General features: G+C 39.6%; 14 protein-coding genes and 1 other annotated feature. Of the genes, 4 read left to right on the top strand and 10 right to left on the bottom strand.

Annotated elements, in window-relative coordinates; genetic code table 11:
* Complete coding sequence (locus ACTWQL_RS19990; RefSeq protein WP_443144169.1) at positions 1-1,077, bottom strand: helix-turn-helix domain-containing protein; 1,077 nt, start codon at positions 1,075-1,077, stop codon at positions 1-3.
* Between the two features lie 286 nt (positions 1,078-1,363).
* Here ACTWQL_RS19990 and ACTWQL_RS19985 point away from each other — a divergent pair, with 286 nt between their 5' ends.
* The gene (locus ACTWQL_RS19985; RefSeq protein WP_221565253.1) at positions 1,364-1,612 is read left to right on the top strand and encodes a ferredoxin; all 249 of its coding nucleotides are present in this window, start codon (positions 1,364-1,366) and stop codon (positions 1,610-1,612) included.
* A 247-nt stretch (positions 1,613-1,859) separates the two neighbouring features.
* Here ACTWQL_RS19985 and ACTWQL_RS19980 read toward each other — a convergent pair whose 3' ends face one another.
* A complete protein-coding gene (locus tag ACTWQL_RS19980) occupies positions 1,860-4,265 on the bottom strand; it encodes an immune inhibitor A domain-containing protein (protein WP_443144168.1) in 2,406 nt (801 codons plus the stop codon).
* Positions 4,266-4,706: 441 nt separating this feature from the next.
* Here ACTWQL_RS19980 and ACTWQL_RS19975 point away from each other — a divergent pair, with 441 nt between their 5' ends.
* Positions 4,707-5,195 (top strand): inorganic diphosphatase, encoded by a 489-nt coding sequence (locus ACTWQL_RS19975; protein ID WP_443144167.1) that lies wholly within the window; start codon positions 4,707-4,709, stop codon positions 5,193-5,195.
* Between the two features lie 329 nt (positions 5,196-5,524).
* Here ACTWQL_RS19975 and ACTWQL_RS19970 read toward each other — a convergent pair whose 3' ends face one another.
* Together ACTWQL_RS19970 and abc-f are read right to left on the bottom strand one after the other, a co-directional pair.
* A complete protein-coding gene (locus ACTWQL_RS19970) occupies positions 5,525-6,070 on the bottom strand; it encodes a GNAT family N-acetyltransferase (RefSeq protein WP_443144166.1) in 546 nt (181 codons plus the stop codon).
* Between the two features lie 67 nt (positions 6,071-6,137).
* On the bottom strand, positions 6,138-7,631 hold the full coding sequence (gene abc-f, locus ACTWQL_RS19965; RefSeq protein WP_443144165.1) for a ribosomal protection-like ABC-F family protein: 1,494 nt from the start codon (positions 7,629-7,631) through the stop codon (positions 6,138-6,140).
* A gap of 688 nt (positions 7,632-8,319) precedes the next feature.
* Positions 8,320-8,575, top strand: a binding site (T-box leader).
* A gap of 66 nt (positions 8,576-8,641) precedes the next feature.
* Between abc-f and ACTWQL_RS19960 the strand changes: the two genes are divergently transcribed.
* Both ACTWQL_RS19960 and serA read left to right on the top strand, forming a co-directional pair.
* On the top strand, positions 8,642-9,895 hold the full coding sequence (locus tag ACTWQL_RS19960; RefSeq protein WP_443144164.1) for an MFS transporter: 1,254 nt from the start codon (positions 8,642-8,644) through the stop codon (positions 9,893-9,895).
* A gap of 662 nt (positions 9,896-10,557) precedes the next feature.
* On the top strand, positions 10,558-12,132 hold the full coding sequence (gene serA, locus ACTWQL_RS19955; protein ID WP_443144163.1) for a phosphoglycerate dehydrogenase: 1,575 nt from the start codon (positions 10,558-10,560) through the stop codon (positions 12,130-12,132).
* Positions 12,133-12,331: 199 nt separating this feature from the next.
* On the opposite strand, the gene ACTWQL_RS19950 is transcribed toward serA, so the two are convergent.
* From ACTWQL_RS19950 to resB, 6 genes are all read right to left on the bottom strand, one after another.
* Positions 12,332-13,144, bottom strand: a complete 813-nt coding sequence (locus ACTWQL_RS19950) for a histidinol-phosphatase (protein WP_443144162.1) — start codon at positions 13,142-13,144, stop codon at positions 12,332-12,334.
* A gap of 36 nt (positions 13,145-13,180) precedes the next feature.
* The gene (locus ACTWQL_RS19945; protein WP_443144161.1) at positions 13,181-13,870 is read right to left on the bottom strand and encodes a peptidoglycan DD-metalloendopeptidase family protein; all 690 of its coding nucleotides are present in this window, start codon (positions 13,868-13,870) and stop codon (positions 13,181-13,183) included.
* A gap of 226 nt (positions 13,871-14,096) precedes the next feature.
* Positions 14,097-15,896 (bottom strand): ATP-binding protein, encoded by a 1,800-nt coding sequence (locus ACTWQL_RS19940; protein ID WP_443144160.1) that lies wholly within the window; start codon positions 15,894-15,896, stop codon positions 14,097-14,099.
* On the bottom strand, positions 15,893-16,612 hold the full coding sequence (locus ACTWQL_RS19935) for a response regulator transcription factor (protein ID WP_443144159.1): 720 nt from the start codon (positions 16,610-16,612) through the stop codon (positions 15,893-15,895). Before ACTWQL_RS19935 ends, ACTWQL_RS19940 begins: the two co-directional genes overlap by 4 nt.
* An 83-nt stretch (positions 16,613-16,695) precedes the next feature.
* Positions 16,696-17,883 (bottom strand): c-type cytochrome biogenesis protein CcsB, encoded by a 1,188-nt coding sequence (gene ccsB / locus ACTWQL_RS19930; protein WP_443144158.1) that lies wholly within the window; start codon positions 17,881-17,883, stop codon positions 16,696-16,698.
* A 15-nt stretch (positions 17,884-17,898) separates the two neighbouring features.
* Positions 17,899-19,524, bottom strand: a complete 1,626-nt coding sequence (gene resB / locus ACTWQL_RS19925; RefSeq protein WP_443144157.1) for a cytochrome c biogenesis protein ResB — start codon at positions 19,522-19,524, stop codon at positions 17,899-17,901.
* Positions 19,525-19,532 lie beyond the last annotated feature (8 nt).

Below are 19,532 nucleotides of genomic sequence, written 5' to 3'. Positions count from 1 at the left end.
TCATCCCTCCTCCCTGTTTCCTACTTTTGCAGATGACTCTTTAGCCAGAGTCAACCGGATTTGAAAGTAATTGAGATCTTCACCGAGTTCTTGTTTGATAGCCTTCAGTTTCTTCGTTCCTAAGAATCCAGAGGCCTCTACGATCCGCTTCTGATCCTTTTCTGGTATGTATCTATCAATATCCATTTCTGGAATATGAATTGCAAGTTCGACGATATGATCCTCAATCGTACTAGGCTTCAAATTTCTGATGGATGCTATTTCTTCTAAACTGAGACCGTTTTTGATCAGTCGATACGTTTTACGTGTAGATTCGGTCAGTGAAAATCGCTGTTCCATATCAGCTATGAAGGTAGATAAAACAGGAAATGCAGTTCGATCTTCAACGATTTTTTTCATCATGTGATGTAAAGATGCTTGGAAATGGACATGGCATTCCATTGGATCAAGATGCAATCTTTCTGCCACCTGGTTAGTGGTCTGTCCGATCCTTCCTGTTCTTGACAGTCTTAAAACAACATTTTCAGCCTTCCTATCACCCAATGGTTGCAGAAGCGATTTGAGTTCTTGAAACAGCAGAAAGGCAATCTTTGATCGTGTCCCTTCATCCCTCGGAAATGTACGCTTGACCCATTGCAACGTGTCAGGATGATTTTGAATCGGATAGAAATGATGATTTCCTTTCAGTATGTGTGAGAGGGTTTGGATAAATAATGTAATACGACGCCAGAAGACATTACTAAGATCCCCATAGCGCCAACAATCCAACGATTCCGGTATAGGATGTTGTTCCAATTGGCTTCGAAGCTGCATTTTCCCCAAATTTGTCATATGTGCATAATTTCCATCATAAACTTCAATCAATCCGTCGTTATGTAAATCAGTCATTTTCATTTTGAAATCCCTGAAACTGTATCCTTTTAAAATTCCAAACAAGTGAGAAAGTTGGAACAGCCTGCCATCTTGTACAGTTTGTGATGATTTTTTTCCATTGAGTAAATGATACAGTCCAGAAATCGTTCTTTCTCCGTCCAGTCGTTCAATACCCAATAAAATGATGGAATCTATATAGTTCACGTTCACTCTCACCTTCCAATCTTGTACACTCTATTGTATCAAAGAGAGTTTAAATTTTGCTCGTTTTGGGAAAATTGGCTTATGTAGTTGCAAAACACTTACAAAGCCTTATTTGAAAAGGATTCTCAATGAATTTAATTGTTGAAATCTCTACCTAACAGTTTTACAATAGTAACAAGGATAGAAAAAATGGATTCATTTGGAGAATATGAACTGTTTTTTGAATTGATAATAAGATAGGTAATGAAAGAACAGGTTCATAAATTTCTAGGAGGGTAATTTCGATATGCCAAAGTACACGATTGTTGACAAAGAAACTTGTATCGCATGCGGAGCTTGTGGAGCTGCTGCACCTGACATTTATGACTATGATGATGAAGGTATTGCCTTTGTTACCTTAGATGATAATGAGGGAATTGTAGAAATTCCAGATATTCTTCATGAAGATATGCAGGACGCCTTCGAAGGTTGCCCGACTGATTCAATCAAAATTGCGGATGAACCTTTCGATGGAGATGCAACTAAATTCGAATAATAAATGGATAAAACGACGTCTTCCGATTTGGAAGGCGTTTTTTCATACCATCAAAATCATATGATAATTGATAATCATTGTCAATTAAGACTTTCTATCCCTCCCGGGCAAGTGATAAGCTCGGTGATGTGGGTTAATACAGGGAAGTAATATCTAGCTCAGCGACCAGTCACTATGTGTAAACATAGAGCTTACATAAAAAAGGAGCAACTCTAGTGAGGTTGCTCCTTCATTACATTGTTTATGATTAATTTCTCCACCAACGGTCTCGTTCTTTATAAATTCCAACGAGTGCAGTTGATTTGTCTTTTGCTTGAGCAAGGACTACGAAATTCAACCCATATTCAGGAATATTTCGTCCCGCATCAGGAAGTCCTGGATTCAAATAGTTATCAGAGTCGTCCAATGTACGATCTCCATTTAATTTTGGTGAAGTTAATGTAATACCTAACGTGTTTCTGTAATCCAAGAAATCTTTATTCGTCTTATTGATGCCGAATGCTGCATCATTGATTTGATATCTTGTTGCTGCAACTGAACCATCGCTCCACTTTACTGTGTTTTGGTGAGCATCGACTACACCCAGGAATCCTTCACCTGGGTGTAAGCCTGTCCAGTTGTCAGATAAAGAGTTATCCACATACCATACGATAAGTCCTTCATCATATTCCATCAACGATTCACCGCGTGCGATATGCTTCAGACCAAGGTCTACCCCTTGATGATTTCTCCATTCAAGCAGGTAGTAATGTTCAGAAGAGAATTTCCCTTCATCCTTTTGAAACCCTTCCAAAGTAAAGGCAGGATCTGCTTCCGCATCATCAAACAATAGTTGAGACCCGTCAACGTTGATTGCAATATCGTCTACATAAAATCCTTTTTCAATCGCTGCAACATCTGTCCAATAATTGAATTTCAATTCGATGTTTTGACCAGCATATGCTGATAGGTCGAATACACCGTCAACCCATCCATCAGAATGGCCTGTAATCCCGTGGCCAGGGTTTTGTTCATGTGGATCTTCAGTTGTGGTCAGATTTCCTGGAATCGCAACCCACACCTCGGATCCTTCTTCCTTTACCTGGATGGATGCATAATCCCAGTCTTGTTCAATCTCATACCAAGTCTTGAAGGTGAGTTCTGCATTTGTCGCATTCGTCAAATCTAGTGAGGTGACCATTGAGTTATCAAGGTCATTTCCTTTTCCGCTCCAGTACTCAAATTGCCCACTGGACGGTTCATTAACGACCGTCACCTTATCTGGAAGGTCTACACGGACTGCATCGTTCCATGTACCTTTATCATTCGCCTGGTCCAACAGTACGAAATCGCCCAGGTAAGAGGAGTCGCTAGCATCGATAGATTCACCTGTCAGCCAGTTCCCACCGACATATCCTTGTAAAAACTCTTTCGACCAGGCACTGAATCCAGTCGGTTCTGTACCAGGAATTTCTCCAGCCCAGCTACCGCTACTCATGATTGACCAGTATGCAACAGGCTCACCTTCCCCTGAGTACTGGGTATCATATTCATCCGGAAGCTCGAGGTCATGTCCATATTCATGAGCAAACACCCCAGTAGCTCCATCTTCAGGTTCGATCGTATAATCATAGGCATACATGGTGCCTTCTCCCCAATAATCCGTTTCTGGTTCAGGAGATCCAGGAATCGAGAATACACCACCTAAGTTCCAACGATGGGACCAGATAGCGTCACCACCTAATGAACCACCTCCAGCTTCTTCACCAACACCAGCGTGAATGACCATGAGGTGATCAATGATGCCGTCTGCTTCACGGTAGTTGCCGTCTCCATCCAAGTCATAACGATCCTCTTGGTCATATTGGGAAAGATCGACACTTGGATCCGCAGCAGCTTTTGTCAATGCTTCAGCGACTAAAGAACGGGGTCTAGCATCATTCCCATCTGGAGTAGGGACATTGCCACCATAATACTCAGCTGGGTGGTCTGCGGTATACCAGCCAGCGACGTTACCATTAACAGAGTAGCTTCCACCTGATTGCTGCTCATAATACTGCTTCATGGAGATTAAGTTTTCACCGTTCGGACCTTCGTATCCATCATCACCAAAAATCATGTCCTGGTAATGGCTCATCGGATATTCATCATAATACATATCTGTTTCTTCAGAAGTTATATCTCCAGTTTTATAATCAGAGAAATCAATCGCAATAACGAGGACATTATCCGTTCTCACATCGCCATTCCAATTCTCTTTTTTGATTGATGGCAATTTAAACCCATTTCTTCTTCCATCATTTCGATGTTTCCTGAACGCTTTACCTTTACTAAGTTTATCCCGAGTATCTTTCAGTTTTTCACCTTTATGTTCACCAAGCGATCCTTTGTGCATATGTTCATTGGCTTGTCCACTTGTTCTCTTTTCTAAGTAGTTTTTTAGCGCTCTTTCTTTCCCAGCAGCACTTAGACCTCTAGAGATTTCTCCTCTTTCAATCAATGACTCTATTAATCTTTCATCGTTTATAATTCCCATATCAATAGGACCTGGTTGCCCCAAGTCAGGTTGAAGTGGGTTAGCATCATTCGCAGCAGACGCGAATGGCGTAATCGATCCCAATACTAACCCAGCGGTCAAAGCTGAAACACCTAAAGTTCTTTTCCAATTTTTCAATTCCCTAACCTCCTAAGATGGTTTTTGAGCGATCCAATGTCTACCTCCTTCGCCCTAAGTTCCGCTCATGATTAAGCAGTTTTTTATAACAAAATATTCTATAAAATCCTTCTTTTTTACATTTCTACAAAGTTATTTACAACCCTTTCAGCGTATTTCTCACGGATTCGACCGGATTAGTCTATATTTCCTATTTAGCAAATTGTCAATATGGATTTGAATAAAAAGGAAAATAATTAATACCAGGTAATACCATTTTATGAAGACAAGAAACCTATGATTGTACCTATTAGCCATTCCAATAGCCTATTTACATCTACTACTTTTGTATTACATAAACCTTTGTACTCATTTTTCAAATTTCGTCAGTTTTCAAATGGAATCTTAATTGCTATAATAGGTTATTGTAGAGTTGTACATATTCTAAGGAGGTTCTATAGGATGGCAAAAGTTGTCGACGCATTTATTGAAATTCCGACTGGAAGTCAAAACAAATATGAATACGATAAAGAAAATGGTGTATTCAAGCTGGATCGTGTCCTTTTCTCCCCAATGTTTTACCCGGCTGAGTACGGATATCTTGAAAACACGCTTGCTCTGGATGGAGATCCGTTAGATATCCTCGTATTAGTAACGAACCCTACTTTCCCAGGCTGTGTAATCGAATCCCGCGTAATCGGATACCTGAACATGATTGACAGCGGTGAAGAAGATTCAAAGCTTCTTGCTGTGCCAGTGGAGGATCCGCGCTTTGACCATGTTCAATCACTTGAAGATGTTTCTGAACACACATTAAAGGAAATCTCGCATTTCTTTGAACGTTATAAGGATCTTCAAGGAAAGAAAACAGAAATCGGATCATGGGAAGGACCAGAAATGGCTGCTGAATTAGTTGAAGAATGCCTGAAGCGTTATCAAGAACAAAAATAATAAATGTATTATAAAAGACTTGTTGTTATACCTTAACGGGTTCCGTTTTGAGGTGTAAGGCGGATCACGCGTATTTCACAGACAAATACACATATGAATTCACAAAAAAGAGCTCAGATTTGAGCTCTTTCTTACGTTATATAACCAAAGGGCATGTTCCATTAAAACCCTCTATAATAGAATAACGAGCGTAATCCAATACTTTAGAATTGCGCCCTTCAACGGAATAAGGGGTATGACAACGATTCTTGTTTTTCTGGTCCACAGTTCGAAATCAATTTATTGGGAATTTCCTCACGGCCCTTTGGATACAGGAACCGTTGACCATATTAAGATTGATATTCTTCTTTTAATAATCCCATCACAACGGTATCATAATACTTTCCGTCTATATATTCATCGTTACGCATTCGCCCTTCAACAACAAAACCGTTTTTTTCATAGGAGCGAATAGCACGTACATTTCCGCTCCAAGTATAGAGTTGTATACGGTTCAAATTCATCGTTTGAAACAAATAGTGGATAAGCGCTTTCATAGCATCCGATCCATAGCCACTGCCCCAGTAGTCTTTCCCAATTCCTATACCTACCGTACAACGCCGAGAGACAATGTCTAGTTCACTGTAATTAATAGAACCAATATGCTCGGGATTTTCCCCGCGAGTATAAATGGAAAATACCCCTGCTTCACGTTTATCGATCTTTTTTATATTTTCATAATCATCTTCGAGCTTTTCTAGTGGAATGTGACTATGACGAAATAAGCCAGATCCCACACCCCATTTTGAAGTTTCCTCATCGTTGATCCATTCGTAAGTTCTTTTAAAATCTTCTAGCGACACAGGTCGTAGTTCGACTTTCGTTCCTGTTATCATGAGTGTAATCCCACCTTCCATCTTTTTCGAAATCTTTCAACAAAATGCCCTATTCAGAAGGACTCACTTATTCGATTACGCGCCAGATTGTGGACAGACCGTTAGTTTCAACCGAGTGATTAATATCTCTTAAAATAGCTTTGCTGTTTTCAATAGAAATGATATGAGATGCCATTTCTCTAACAAAATATCGGTCGTGACTAACAAAAATAATTGTCCCAGGAAAATCTTTTATCACCATTTGCAGAGCTTCTTTTGTGGAGAGGTCTAAATAATTTGTTGGTTCATCGAGTAATAAAACATTGTAATTTCCTAGGAATACTTTTGCTAATGCTGTTTTAAATCTTTCTCCTCCACTTAACATTTTAACTTTTTTATGAACAAATTCTCGTTTGAATTGTAATCTTGATAAAACTGTTCGAATAAATTGTTCAGTGTGAAGACTCGATTCTTTGACATTTTCTAATATCGACTTGTTTTCATCTAGATTCTCTAACTGTTGGTGAAAAAAACCTAATTCAGCTGTTTTGGCGATAGAAACCCCCTCATGCCCACTTACAATCAAGTTTAATAATGTTGATTTTCCTACTCCATTGTTTCCTATTACACCAACTTTTGAACCAGGTATAATTGAACCGTTTAATTCACGAAATAACATTTTGTCTCCCAATTTAGCACTTACCTGTTGAAATGAAATGGCTGTTTTACTGTGAATTTTCTTAAAGTGATTCATATCAAACGCGATAGTCTCTTCACTTTTCGGTTTTTTCTTTATCTCAAGTTGGTCAATTCTAGATTGAATAGCCTTAACCCCTTTATCTAATTTTGCTTTCTTTTGACCTACTTTTCTTTTATGAAGTCTCGCTTCTGAATTTCCCATTCTACTTGGTGCTTTTTTTAATGATTTGGATTTTTTGCCTTTTTCAGTAGCAGCCTGTTCTAAACGTTGTTTTTCTTTAGTATAGTTTTCGTACTCAAACCATTGCCTATTTTTCAAATGTTTCTTTTGCTCAACATAATCATGATAGTTTCCGTTAAAACAGTGAATATTCCCACTGTCTATTTCCCAAATCGACGTACAAATCTGATTTAATAGCTCCCGATTATGAGAAATGATTACAACAGCTCCATTAAAATCTTTCATATCTTTTTCGAATTTTTCTACACCTTGACCATCCAAATGACTGGTTGGTTCATCAGCAATGAGTAATTGAGCATTAGAAGAAATTGCAGCTGCTATTTTCTTTCTCGTCTCTTCTCCACCACTTAACGAATAACATCCTACCTTAGGGACTTTCCAATTACTTTCCATTTCACTAGAAATCCCATTTTTTTCTGGAGTTTCAAGCTGTGGAATATATGCAATTTGACAAAACAATTGGACAGTTCCTTGATCAGGTTCCAGTTCATTAACTATCATTTTTAATAAAGTTGATTTTCCTTCACCATTCTTTCCAACGATTCCAATACGCTCTCCGTAATATATTTTTAGATGATCACTCTTAATAATTAGTCGGTCACCATAACTTTTTTCAATTTTATTCGCTGCTAACAATAGCATAAAAAAACCTCCCTAGTATTCTAGAGAGGATTAGTTATTTTTAGGAAACAGAAATAAACACATCCCTTCAATTTGAAATCTATTACATAAGGGTGTGAATCATCTATTATAAAAAAGCACCTAAAAATGAACAGACTAATCCTATCTAGATAAAATTTGGTTTTTCAAATTATTATCTAAAAATTAGGATTACTGCTTCATTTTATACGGCACCTTACCTTTCATCCAAAGTTAAAATTAATTATATGATGGATTCGTATAAATATCAACCTAAAATTAACCATATCTTCATTTAACTAACCTGACCTCTTATATTAAGTACATTTCTTCACAATCTTCATTATGAAAATTTAATATAAATATCTAAATTTCCTTTTAGTGTTCTTTGTCAATCCAGCCTATTTAGTGGATTGAATTTTAGGAAGCGCTTATTCCAGAAAACTGTCCAGTTCTTGAAAGAGAGAAAACTGGAGATCGCCTATAGATCTTCAACTCTCGCCGCCTATAACGGAATAATGGACGCACTCCACAATTCTAGAATTGCGCCCGTTTGCGGCATAGTCCAATCGATGTTTCTGAATGGGCAGATCCGTTCGGGTTAAGTCCATTTCCAATAGTTATTAAAAAGTTCTTTACTTTCCACTTAAGGATTTGGTATGATTACCTAACATTAAAAGGCTATATTCAAATAAATGCTATGAAGAGAAGAGTATAATCGGCTATTCTTCAAAGAGAGCTCCAGTTGGTGAAAAGGAGTAAGAATTAATGGTTGGAAGCAAGCCTCAGAGCAGCACATTGGATCCATGTAGGTGATAGTGTGACAGGAGCTCCTGTTATAGAGCTAGGGTATATGTATGAGCTTCATACCGTACCTAATGAGGGTAATATGGTGACATATTACCAAACTGGGGTGGCACCACGGCGCGCAATAACTCGTCCTCAAGACAAAGGTCTTGGGGGTGAGTTTTTTTATTGTCCAAGTTTAGATTCACAAAGGAGTGGAAATAAAAATGCGTATAAAAAAGTTTATAAGGTCGTGGAAATACCCTTCCATTTTATTGTCCATTATTGGTTTTTCGAGTATAGGGGAATGGGTGTATTTTATAGCATTAAATTTAATCGTTCTTGATATGATGGGCGTAATTGCTGTCTCGGGTCTATATATACTTCGAGCTTCATCCACATTGTTTACTAACTTTTGGTCAGGTAGTCTAATTGACCGATTAAATAAAAAGCATCTTATGGTGTGGCTTGCTATATTCCAAGCAGTGTTTATTGCCTTACTGCCTTCACTATCGTCACTTTGGGCAATATACGGTATTGTGTTCTTAATAAGTATAGCTAGTTCCATGTATGAGCCTACGTCAATGACTTATATCACGAAGTTAGTTCCCCATCATCAAAGAAAACGATTTAATTCTCTCCGAAGCTTAATTGATTCTGGAGCATTTGTTATCGGGCCTGCTATTGCAGGAATGATGTTTATGATTGGCACCCCCAATTTTGCGATATACATTAATGCAATAGCTGTATTTGTATCATCACTAATCACATTATTCATGCCCAATATTGAAAAAGATGATTTTATTGAAACGAAAGATGAAAAAATAAGCTTGAAGGTATTGAAAGTTGATTGGCAATTAGTTGTTGATTTTAGTCGTAAACACGTGTACATTATGGTCATTTACTTACTATTCAGTGCGGTGATGGTTTTAGCAACTGCTATAGATTCACTGGAAGCAGCATTTTCTACAGAAGTGCTTTCATTATCAGAGAGAAATTATGGATTCCTGGTGAGTATTGCGGGTGTTGGAATAATTGTCGGCTCCTTAGTAAATATAATAATTGTTAAAAAGATAGCTACTTCCTGGCTGATTGGTCTTGGATCCTTAATGATTTCAATCGGTTATATGATCTATGCCTTTTCAGGTAATTTTTTATCCGCAGCAATTGGTTTTTTTATCTTATCATTTTCGATGGCTTTTATGAACACAGGATTTTACACATTTTATCAAAATAATGTTCCTGTCAGCGTAATGGGACGGGTTGGTAGTGTTTATGGTTTCATCGAAGCTTTTTTCATCATTATTGGTACTATAATTTTTGGAATTATGGCCGAATTGATATCTATTCGCTTCGTCGTTGTATTAGGAAGCATAATTATGATTACAGTAACGATTATATTATTTATCTTTAATACACAACCCTCGAAAGCAGAGTATTATTCTGAGAACCATCAGTTACAAACTTCTGACACTGATTAAAAATAGCAGCATTAGGAAATGTAGATTTAATGTAAGGATGCTCACAATAAAATCCCAATTTCTCAGTGTCAAAATGGGAAACTGTAACTTAAAATCAACCCTCTGTTATTTTCACAAGCAGTTATTCCGTTAAATGGACCTTATGTGGATTAAATATAGGGACCTCTTATTCCTTATAACTGCCCCTTTTCTTGAATAACAGTCATCATTGTTCCATATCAATATTTTAACATATTTTTCTAGCTTCCCTTGTTATTCTTACCTAAAATCACAGAGCAAATCGCAGAGGAATCACACACCCTACATAAATTATTTCTTATCCAATTTGAATTGGTGTGTGAAGTTAGAGGTCTTTTTTCAATTAAATCCTTATAACTCCAAGAAAAACGCATGTGATTTCATGTGTGAATTGTACTATGTGTACTCCAAAACACAACCCGTTAGTTATACCACGGGTCTTTTTTATGTCTTCTGAGAATACCCTTCACCATGAGGAAACTCGAATTCACAGATGACTTTTAAATGTCAATGTAAGCGCAACCAACTCCTATCCCTCGCATTAACCCATTTACTAGACTTTATAATTGTACAAATTTTCAGTTGACATACATTGTGAACCATAGGACAATCAGAAATTAATAATAGAAGATGGGGTGAAGAATTTGTTTCAAATCGTAATAAGTGATCCAATTAGCAAAGCGGGGTTGGAACCGCTTGTAAATACGCCAGGTATGAATCTTATTGAAAAGAACATCGATGAAGTAACCTCGAGAAAGGAAATTGACGCGATACTTGTGCGAAGTGCTACAAAAATCACACGGGAACTCATCAACGAAATGTCAAACCTCAAAATCATCGCACGAGCTGGAGTCGGTATTGACAACATCGACTTAGACGCAGCGACAGAACAAGGGATCGTCGTCGTAAACGCACCAAATGGCAACACGATCTCGACTGCTGAACATACCTTTGCGATGATGCTATCTTTAATGCGTAACATCCCCCAGGCGAACCGATCATTACGAAATCTTGAATGGAAGCGTTCTGCTTTTACAGGTCATGAAGTCCATGGAAAAACCCTCGGTATCATCGGTATGGGAAAAATCGGTTCGGAACTCGCTAAAAGAGCACTTTCCTTCGGTATGGATATAAATGTATTCGATCCTTTCTTAACAAAAGAGCGGGCTAAGAAGCTCCAAGTCGAGCTCGTTACATTGGATCAGCTGCTTGAGAATGCTGACATTATCACTGTCCATACTCCTTTAAATAAAGATACGAAAAACCTTATCAATGAAGAATCGATTAAAACAATGAAAAAAGGGGTGTATATCCTTAATTGTGCACGTGGCGGAATCATTGATGAGGAAGCTCTCGTTAAAGGATTAGAAGAAGGGCACATTGCTGGAGCGGCACTCGATGTTTTTTCAGAAGAGCCATGTGCCAATGAATCCTTGCTTTTACATCCAAATGTAGTGGCAACCCCTCATATTGCTGCTTCAACCACAGAAGCACAATTCAACGTTGCCCAACAAGTCAGCGAGGATGTATGTAACGTATTACAGGGAAATCCAGCCCGGAATGCATTGAATTATCCTGCCGTTTCCCGTGATGTCCATGATTTCATCCACCCATTCATCGAATTGGGAAATCGTCTAGGAACATTTTTGTCACAATGCATTAAAACCCCGATTAAAGAAGTCCAATTAACCTATTCAGGTGAACTTACAGATCATGAAACCTTGTCAATCACAAGAAGCGTGCTGTCAGGTTTCCTCAATTCAAGAGTCGATCAACCTGTCAATATTATCAATGCCAATCTGATTGCTAAACAAAGGGGAATCACTTACGGAGAAACGAAAGCTTCAGAAACCTTCGGCTATTCCAGCCTGATCGATGTGAAAGTTGTAGGTGAAAATCAGATGGTATCCATTCAAGGGACCTTGCTGCCTGGCCTTGGTGGAAGAGTTGTCAATTTGAATGGATTCGATATCGATTTCACTCCGAAAGGACATCTCTTGTTCATCACACATAATGACCAGCCTGGGGTGATCGGTAAAGTTGGAGAAGTACTTGGAAGACATCAGATGAATATCGCTACGATGCAGGTTGGGCGTAAAGAAGTCAGTGGCGGCGCAGCCATGGTACTGACTTTTGATGAACCACTCAACAACGAAACGATAAAAGATCTGGAAGAAAATACTGGCATCACCACTCTCCTGGCGATGTCGTTGGAGTAAAAATAAATGGGGTCGACTCTTACATAGAGCCAACCCCTTTATCTATGATCAAATTAGGCTTGTAACGGAGGAAATCGTGCTGCTTACAGCCGAATTGCATCTACAATCAGGAAAATTTTTCCTACCGCTACAGAACAACGCCGACGAAACAATATCTCGCCAACTCAACACCGAAACAACTACAATCACGTAAGAGCTCCTACTTCAACGGAACTTCTTTTCGCTCTCCTTTTTCAAATGTCATCAAATGTGTATAGCCTGTTTCTTTTGCAAATTGGATGGCACGATCGTAGGCAAATCCGACATGTTCAGGGTAATGGGCATCGGAAGACAACACGATTGGGATTCCTTTTCGCTGACACATCTTCAATAGATCCTCATGTGGATACATTTGTTTTACTGGTTTACGCAGACCGGCTGTACTGATCTCGATGCAAGTCTTTGACTCTTTCAATGCATCTGTCGCACGTTCATATTGTTCTAGGAGGAAATTATTGTCCTCAGGTACATAATTGAAGATCTTCACGAGATCGATATGTCCCAGGATATCAAACATGTTGGATTCAGCCAAAGTGACAACCTGATCAAAGTATCGCCGGTAAACATCGAATACGTCCCTTCGATCCCATTCTTCCTTATACTCAGAGAGGTCAATTCCGAAATCATCTATCCAGTGAATCGAGCCGATGACATAATCAAAATCGTATTGATCGATAAATCGCTTCATTTCTTCGTGTTTACCAGGGGTGTAATCCATTTCTATCGACATTTTCACGTCTATATCCTTGTTCCATGCCTGATGGAACAGATCTACATAATCCTCCATGTCATAATAACGTCTCTCATCAACCCAGGGATTAGATAAAATATCAGCAGTCTGATAAAAGTGATAGGCATGTTCCGAGATACCGAAGTGATCAATCCCTTCCTTTTTCGCTTTTTCAGTGAATTTAGAGAGATAATCAAGAGTCAATGTCCCTTTTTCTAAATGGTTATGATAATCTGTCCTCATTTTCTTCGTTCCCCTCTCGCTAGTATATTGCAATTATTATGTCATCTGTTTCTTAATTACTAATGTTTGTCCAACGACGAGCAAATCAGAATCAAGGTTATTCCATTTCATCAAATCCATTACCGAAATGTCATACTTTTGTGAAAGTGCCCAGAGTGTGTCGCCCTCAGCGATGGTAATCGTGAGTTTCTCTGTATCATCGAGATGCGGTGCATCAACATTGATAGCCAATTGGCGATCTCCAAGAAATGCAAGTGGATCAACTGCATTTGTTTTATGTACATTCCATTCATCTTTATGCACTTCAAAATGCAAATGATCCCCTCTCGATTTGCCAGTATTGCCAATCAAACCGATGACAGAACCCTTCTGTACCTTTTCACCTTCTTCTACAAAACGTTCACTCATATGGGCATAAACGGTTTCCAAACCATTCGAGTGTTTGACGAAAATGACATTTCCATAGGAATCTGAATAATAGGATCTTCCTACTGTCCCATCTTCCACTACTCGTATGTCTGTTCCTTCGTCAGCAGCTATATCTATGCCGAAATGAGTCCCTTGTCGGGTACCAAAATGGTCTGTCAAAACACCATCGACAGGCCATTCCCAGATTTCATCAATTTTCACCTCAATTGTGGAACTCTTAGCTGATACATTATCAGAATTCATGATAAGAAACAAAACAAAAAATGCCCCCGCGGACAATAATAGTACTTTTTTCATAAAAAAAAACCTCCACAGTCTATTATACTGAGTCTTGGACAAGCCAAGACACGATAATATCGTATGGAGGAAAGTGGTTTTTTATAACTTAATCCGTAGCATTTAATGCGATTGTAATTGTTTGAACTTTTGTGAAATCTGCTTCTTTTCTTTGGTACCTCCGCTCGCTATTACCACCGGAGTGGCTCTTTCCTGTTCTCTGTTACTCATGGAACAAGATTTATCGTCAGGTTACACTCTCATTCTCGAATTTTCGAGGAATGAAAAATGAAAATGTCGTCCCTTCGCCCATCTTACTGTGAACGGATATTTTTCCACCATGGGCATCAACGATATTCTTTACGATTGCAAGTCCTAGACCTGTCCCAGAACGGCCCCTTGTACGAGCTTTATCTGCCTTATAAAATCGTTCGAACACAAATGGCAGATCCTCTTTCGGAATACCTGATCCAGTATCTTTAACCTCGACGTTAATTCCATCCGAAAGGTGCGTAACAACAACAGATACTTCCCCGCCTTCTTTCGTATGCCTTAAGGCGTTGTCTATCAAATTCGTCATCACCTGTTCCAAACGATCTGCATCGGCCTCAATGATGCTTTTCTCATCAGGCAGGTTCAACTTAGCGGTAATCTCCCTTTCCCTTGCGAGTCCCTGGAATTTATTTACGACCCTATTGAAGAATTCTCCAGTATCGATTTCCATCACTTCAAGAGATACATGACCTGCTTCCATTCTTGCAAGATCCAGAAGCTCATTAACCAAACGCCCCATACGCAACGACTCATCATAGATGATTTGTGCGATATCCTTCTTTTCTTGCTCAGTACCAGCAATATCATCAATGATTGCTTCACTATAACCTTGAAGCATCGAAATCGGCGTTCTAAGCTCGTGGGAGACATTAGCGATGAAGTCTTTCCGCAATTTATCATGCTGACGTTCTTCTGTCATGTCCCGGAAAACCGCTACAGCACCACGAACATTGGATTGATTGTATAACGGCGTCATCAATACGACCCAACTTCTGCCTTGTAGCTCGATTTCCGTTATCTGTTCGCGTTCAAGATTTACGACACTGCGGAATAAATCATTGATCTGTTCAGGTACTTCCTCACCTTTCCGCTCCTTCATTCCTTGTTCATAATACCAGGCCTGGATGAACCGTTCAGCAGGCGGATTGGTAACAAGGATCTTCCCTTTCCGATCGAAGGTGATGACACCATCAGCCATGCTGCTCAAAATACTTGATAATTGTTCTTTTTCTTGGCTTAATGCATTGATGTTGTTCTTCAAATTCCTGCCCATTCTATTGAATGACAGGGCGAGTTCACCAATCTCATCATGTGTCAGAATTGGCACTTTCGTATCGAACTTCCCTTGTGCTACTTCTAATGCTGCTTCCCTCATACGTCTGAGGGGGGAAGTGATCCGTGTGGATAAGAAAAAGGCAAAGATCGTTGTAAGTATGATTGCGATTCCCGCAGATAAGAATATGATTTGCTTTGCTTGCTGATTGGTTTCCTGAATCAGTTCAAGGGATTGGTAAATGAAAACTGCACCATGTTCATTTTCAGAAAGCTCGACAGGCTTACCGACAATCAATAACTCGTTTTGTTCCGTCTGAGCCCCGTTCCGTACTGGAAAGTCGCCTTGAACGATCACTGTTTCGCCATCCTTCAGAACTTTAGATAATTTAGAGTCCTCCCGGAAGAGTGAATAAGGGAGCGTAGATAATTGCGTCTGATCGGAAGAATGGGAAAACTGTGTACGATCACTTAGAATCACGATATTACTCGAATGCGCATCAACTAGTTTTGAAATCGTATCTTTCGATTCATCAAACGACTGATCGCTTTGAATGATTTCCACGAGTGAGTCTTCGAGCTGAGACAACTGCATTTTTGCATTGTCGACGATGAAATTCTCAAAAAACTGCATTAACAGAACTGTTAAAATGAAAAGGACGACAGACACGAGTAGTAGGATCGTCCCCCAAAGCTTTCCTACGACACTCCGCCAGATCATTCTTCTTCTTCTACCTCGAATTTATAACCAACACCCCAGACAGTAGAAATCATTGAAGCTGCATCAGGTGAAACCCGGTTCAACTTTTCACGTAGACGCTTCACATGTGTATCAACTGTACGCAAGTCACCGAAGAATTCATAATTCCAGACATCTTTCAACAACTGTTCTCTGGCATATACCTTGTCTGGTGTCTTCGCGAGATACAAGAGCAGCTCATACTCTTTCGGCGTAAGGCTGATTTCTTTTCCATCAGCCGTCACACGATGCGCATCGTTATCAATCGTCAGATGCGGGAATACGATGACATCTTTGCTCACTGTATCTGTATGTAAATATTTCGTGGCAGTTGAGCGTCTTAACAGCGCTTTCACACGTAGCACAACTTCCCTTGGACTAAATGGTTTGACTACATAATCATCTGCACCTGCTTCGAATCCTTGAACACGGTTTGATTCCTCACCTTTAGCAGTCAGCATAATGATTGGTGTCGCTTTTTCCTTTCGCAGCTTTTCACAAACTTCAATTCCATCCATCTCTGGAAGCATCAGATCAAGCAAGATGATATCAAATTCTGCTTCACTAGCTTCTTGCAAAGCTGTTTCTCCATCTTCCGCTTCGACAACCGCGAAGTTTTCCCGTTCAAGATACATACGGAGCAGTTTACGGATCCGTTCTTCATCATCAACTACAAGCACTCTTTGTTCTTTTTCCATAATTCACATACCTCCTACTTCTTACATACCACATATTCTTTCCAACTGCTAAGAAAACCTCCACGAAACGTGAAGGTTTTCTGTTAAGCATAGGAATGCAAGCCTACGATTACGATATTTACTGCTATCAAGTTGAACATGATGATCACAAAACCGAGCACACATAACCATGCTGATTTTTCACCATGCCAGTCCCTTGTAAGTCTTAAATGGAGATAAGCAGCGTAAAAAAGAAAAGTAATCAAAGCCCATACTTCCTTCGGATCCCAGCCCCAGAACCTTGTCCAAGCTGCCTGAGCCCATATCATAGCAAAAATCAAGGCACCCAATGTAAACACAGGGAATCCGATTGCAATTGCACGATAACTTATTTCATCAACCAGATCTGTATTGATGTTTTTCAGTAAGGGTTTCAAGGATGCTCCCAATCGTTTCCTCAATGCCAATCTAAGTAATACGTAAAGAATAAATCCGGAGAACAATGCCCAGATGAATGTATTCAATTTCTTCGGTGCATCGACGCCTTCCATCCATGCAGGTGCTTCGAAAAGCGGTCCAAATGCTCCCTCTGTCAGTTTCTCACCATCATGCGGACCAGCGATTGCTGGCATATTATAAACAAGTTCAGCCTGCTGTTCGCTCTCATTTACCCATTCGAAAGTTACATGATACTCGGCAGCGCCAAAACCGATAGAGACCAGAATGTAACCCAGCGTACTAAGCAGGGTGTACAGTACAAATTCCAACCACCCTGTTTTTTTCGATCCCTTGCTTTGGTCGATCGTAGCGACCAGGTAGATCAATCCTGCTACAAAACTGATCGCTAAAATTCCTTCCCCTAGAGCGGCTGTCGTCACATGGATTTTCAACCAGTTACTTTGAAGAGCAGGAATCAATGGTTCAATTTCTCTTGGGAACATACTAGCATAGGCGATTACAAGTAATGCAATCGGCATAGCGAATACGCCAAGCACATTCAAATGATAAATCGCATAAATGATTATGAAACCAAAGACCATCATCATTCCGAAAAATGTAGTGAATTCGAATAAGTTACTTACAGGTGCATGACCGGCAGCAATCCACCGGGTGATGAAATAACCGAGCTGACTTGCAAATCCGATAATAGACAAGGTGTAGCCCCATTTTCCCCATTTATTTGCTTTCGTCCCTTCACTTTGCTTGACGGTCATTGAAACGACAAAGAAAATGGTAGCGACAAAATAAATGAAAAATGCAATATATAATAAGGTACTGCTTAATTGTGCCATTTGAGTTCCTCCTTTCTATGCTTTTTCCTGCTGTTCTTGTTGATCGTTTAGCTTATCCATCTCAAGTTTCGAAGTGATATCATCAAGTTCACGTTTTATCCCGTGCCAGTTTTTATTCGTATGAGCTGCCATCCAAATCTCTTCATCCTTCACTTTCAGCCATACACGGCGATGATTCCAATATAAACCTTGGACTACCCCGAGCATGAAGATGATTCCACCGATCAAAATGATAGGAAGTGTATAATCCTTCTTCACGGTCAACCCTGTGATGAACTCTGTGTCGACACCGTCAAAAGCAATCTTATATTGATTCTCACCAGAAGGATCAAGGTTCTGACGGATCGCGATGAAGGCAACTTCGCCGTCTGGTTTTTCAGGTGTGAACATTTTGAAAATGAACGCTGGATTGTTCGGTGTATTCGTTTTCGTTGATGGTTTTTTCGTCTCTGAATCAAAATAAAAATCAGGATAATAGCCTTGTAACTCTACACGATTCCCATTGCCGAGATCATACTCGTCTTTTGGTTCCTGTAAATCGACTGAAAATGAACCGATCTTCTCATCTGTTTCAGATTCTTGTAATTGGAAATGCATTGCACTCATTTCTTGTCGATAGTCCACTTGGTAGAGTGAATACCCATCAAAATCAAGCGGTTTATTGACTTGAATCGCATAGTCTTTGACCTTAGAAAGATCAGGCTTTGCACCCGGTAGTTTTTCACTGGCTTTATAAAGGACAACATCACTCTGATAGTTTTTCGGTACTGGCTGCTGTACTCGATTCAAAGCATCAGAGAATCTTTCTTCTTTGTTATCATAGACTTCATATGTGAATTTATCGTGTTTCAAATAATATTCTTGATCCGTACCTTTGATCGCTTTCGTCTCACCTTCGCGAATCCACATATCTTCATCCAAATACATACCAGGTACGATTCTGAGCATAGCTCCTAATAAGAAGATAATCAATCCGATATGATTCACATATGGACCCCATCTGGAAAAACGCCCTTTTTCGGCCAGGATACTATTACCCTCTCTCCGGACACGATAGCGTTTTTCTTTCAATCTGAATAGGACTTCTTCCATGAATTGTTCTTCGTCTTCTGGTCGCTTTGTTACAGCGAACATCCTTTGTTTTTTAAGGAAGTTATCGTGTTTTGTGACCCGCTGGTTTCGAAGTGAACGAAAAAGCGGAATCCCACGGTCAATACTTGCGACCGTAATGGATACACCGATCAAACCTAGCAAAAGGACGAACCACCAAGAACTGTATAGGTTATGGAACCCTAATACATAATAGAGTTCTCCTAGAAATCCATATTCCTTTTCATAATATGCTGCAGGATTTACTGCCTCAGCAGGCGGGATATACATCTGTTGCGGGAAAATCGTCCCGACAGCAGAAGCAATCAGGGTGATGACGATCAGCCATACCCCAACTTTTACACTCGAGAAGAAATTCCATATTTTATCGACAGCATTCGTATTGTAGGTTTGCGAACGTCGTGCTGTCCCTTCGTATCTCATGTTCAAGAGCTTATCTGGTGATTCTTCTTGAATCGGCTTACCACAAGCTTCACAAATGATCGTTCCGTAGGGATTCAGATGGCCGCAATCGCACTTAATCTTTTCCATTTGAACAC

Source organism: Pseudalkalibacillus sp. R45 (assembly GCF_052246725.1).
In the GTDB taxonomy this organism is placed as follows: Bacteria; Bacillota; Bacilli; order Bacillales; family Fictibacillaceae; genus Pseudalkalibacillus.
The sequence above is the reverse complement of the archived record's forward strand: the minus strand, read 5'-3'. Positions and strand labels throughout refer to the sequence as shown.

Bases quoted from the DNA above. Each gene is read 5' to 3' on its own strand.
- abc-f (WP_443144165.1), bottom strand. From the start codon at position 7,631: ATGCTATTGTTAGCAGCGAATAAAATTGAAAAAAGTTATGGTGACCGA.
- ACTWQL_RS19940 (WP_443144160.1), bottom strand. From the start codon at position 15,896: ATGATCTGGCGGAGTGTCGTAGGAAAGCTTTGGGGGACGATCCTACTA.
- resB (WP_443144157.1), bottom strand. From the start codon at position 19,524: ATGGAAAAGATTAAGTGCGATTGCGGCCATCTGAATCCCTACGGAACG.
- ACTWQL_RS19945 (WP_443144161.1), bottom strand. From the start codon at position 13,870: ATGAAAAAAGTACTATTATTGTCCGCGGGGGCATTTTTTGTTTTGTTT.
- ccsB (WP_443144158.1), bottom strand. From the start codon at position 17,883: ATGGCACAATTAAGCAGTACCTTATTATATATTGCATTTTTCATTTAT.
- ACTWQL_RS19985 (WP_221565253.1), top strand. From the start codon at position 1,364: ATGCCAAAGTACACGATTGTTGACAAAGAAACTTGTATCGCATGCGGA.
- ACTWQL_RS19950 (WP_443144162.1), bottom strand. From the start codon at position 13,144: ATGAGGACAGATTATCATAACCATTTAGAAAAAGGGACATTGACTCTT.
- ACTWQL_RS19970 (WP_443144166.1), bottom strand. From the start codon at position 6,070: ATGATAACAGGAACGAAAGTCGAACTACGACCTGTGTCGCTAGAAGAT.
- ACTWQL_RS19935 (WP_443144159.1), bottom strand. From the start codon at position 16,612: ATGGAAAAAGAACAAAGAGTGCTTGTAGTTGATGATGAAGAACGGATC.
- ACTWQL_RS19975 (WP_443144167.1), top strand. From the start codon at position 4,707: ATGGCAAAAGTTGTCGACGCATTTATTGAAATTCCGACTGGAAGTCAA.
- ACTWQL_RS19960 (WP_443144164.1), top strand. From the start codon at position 8,642: ATGCGTATAAAAAAGTTTATAAGGTCGTGGAAATACCCTTCCATTTTA.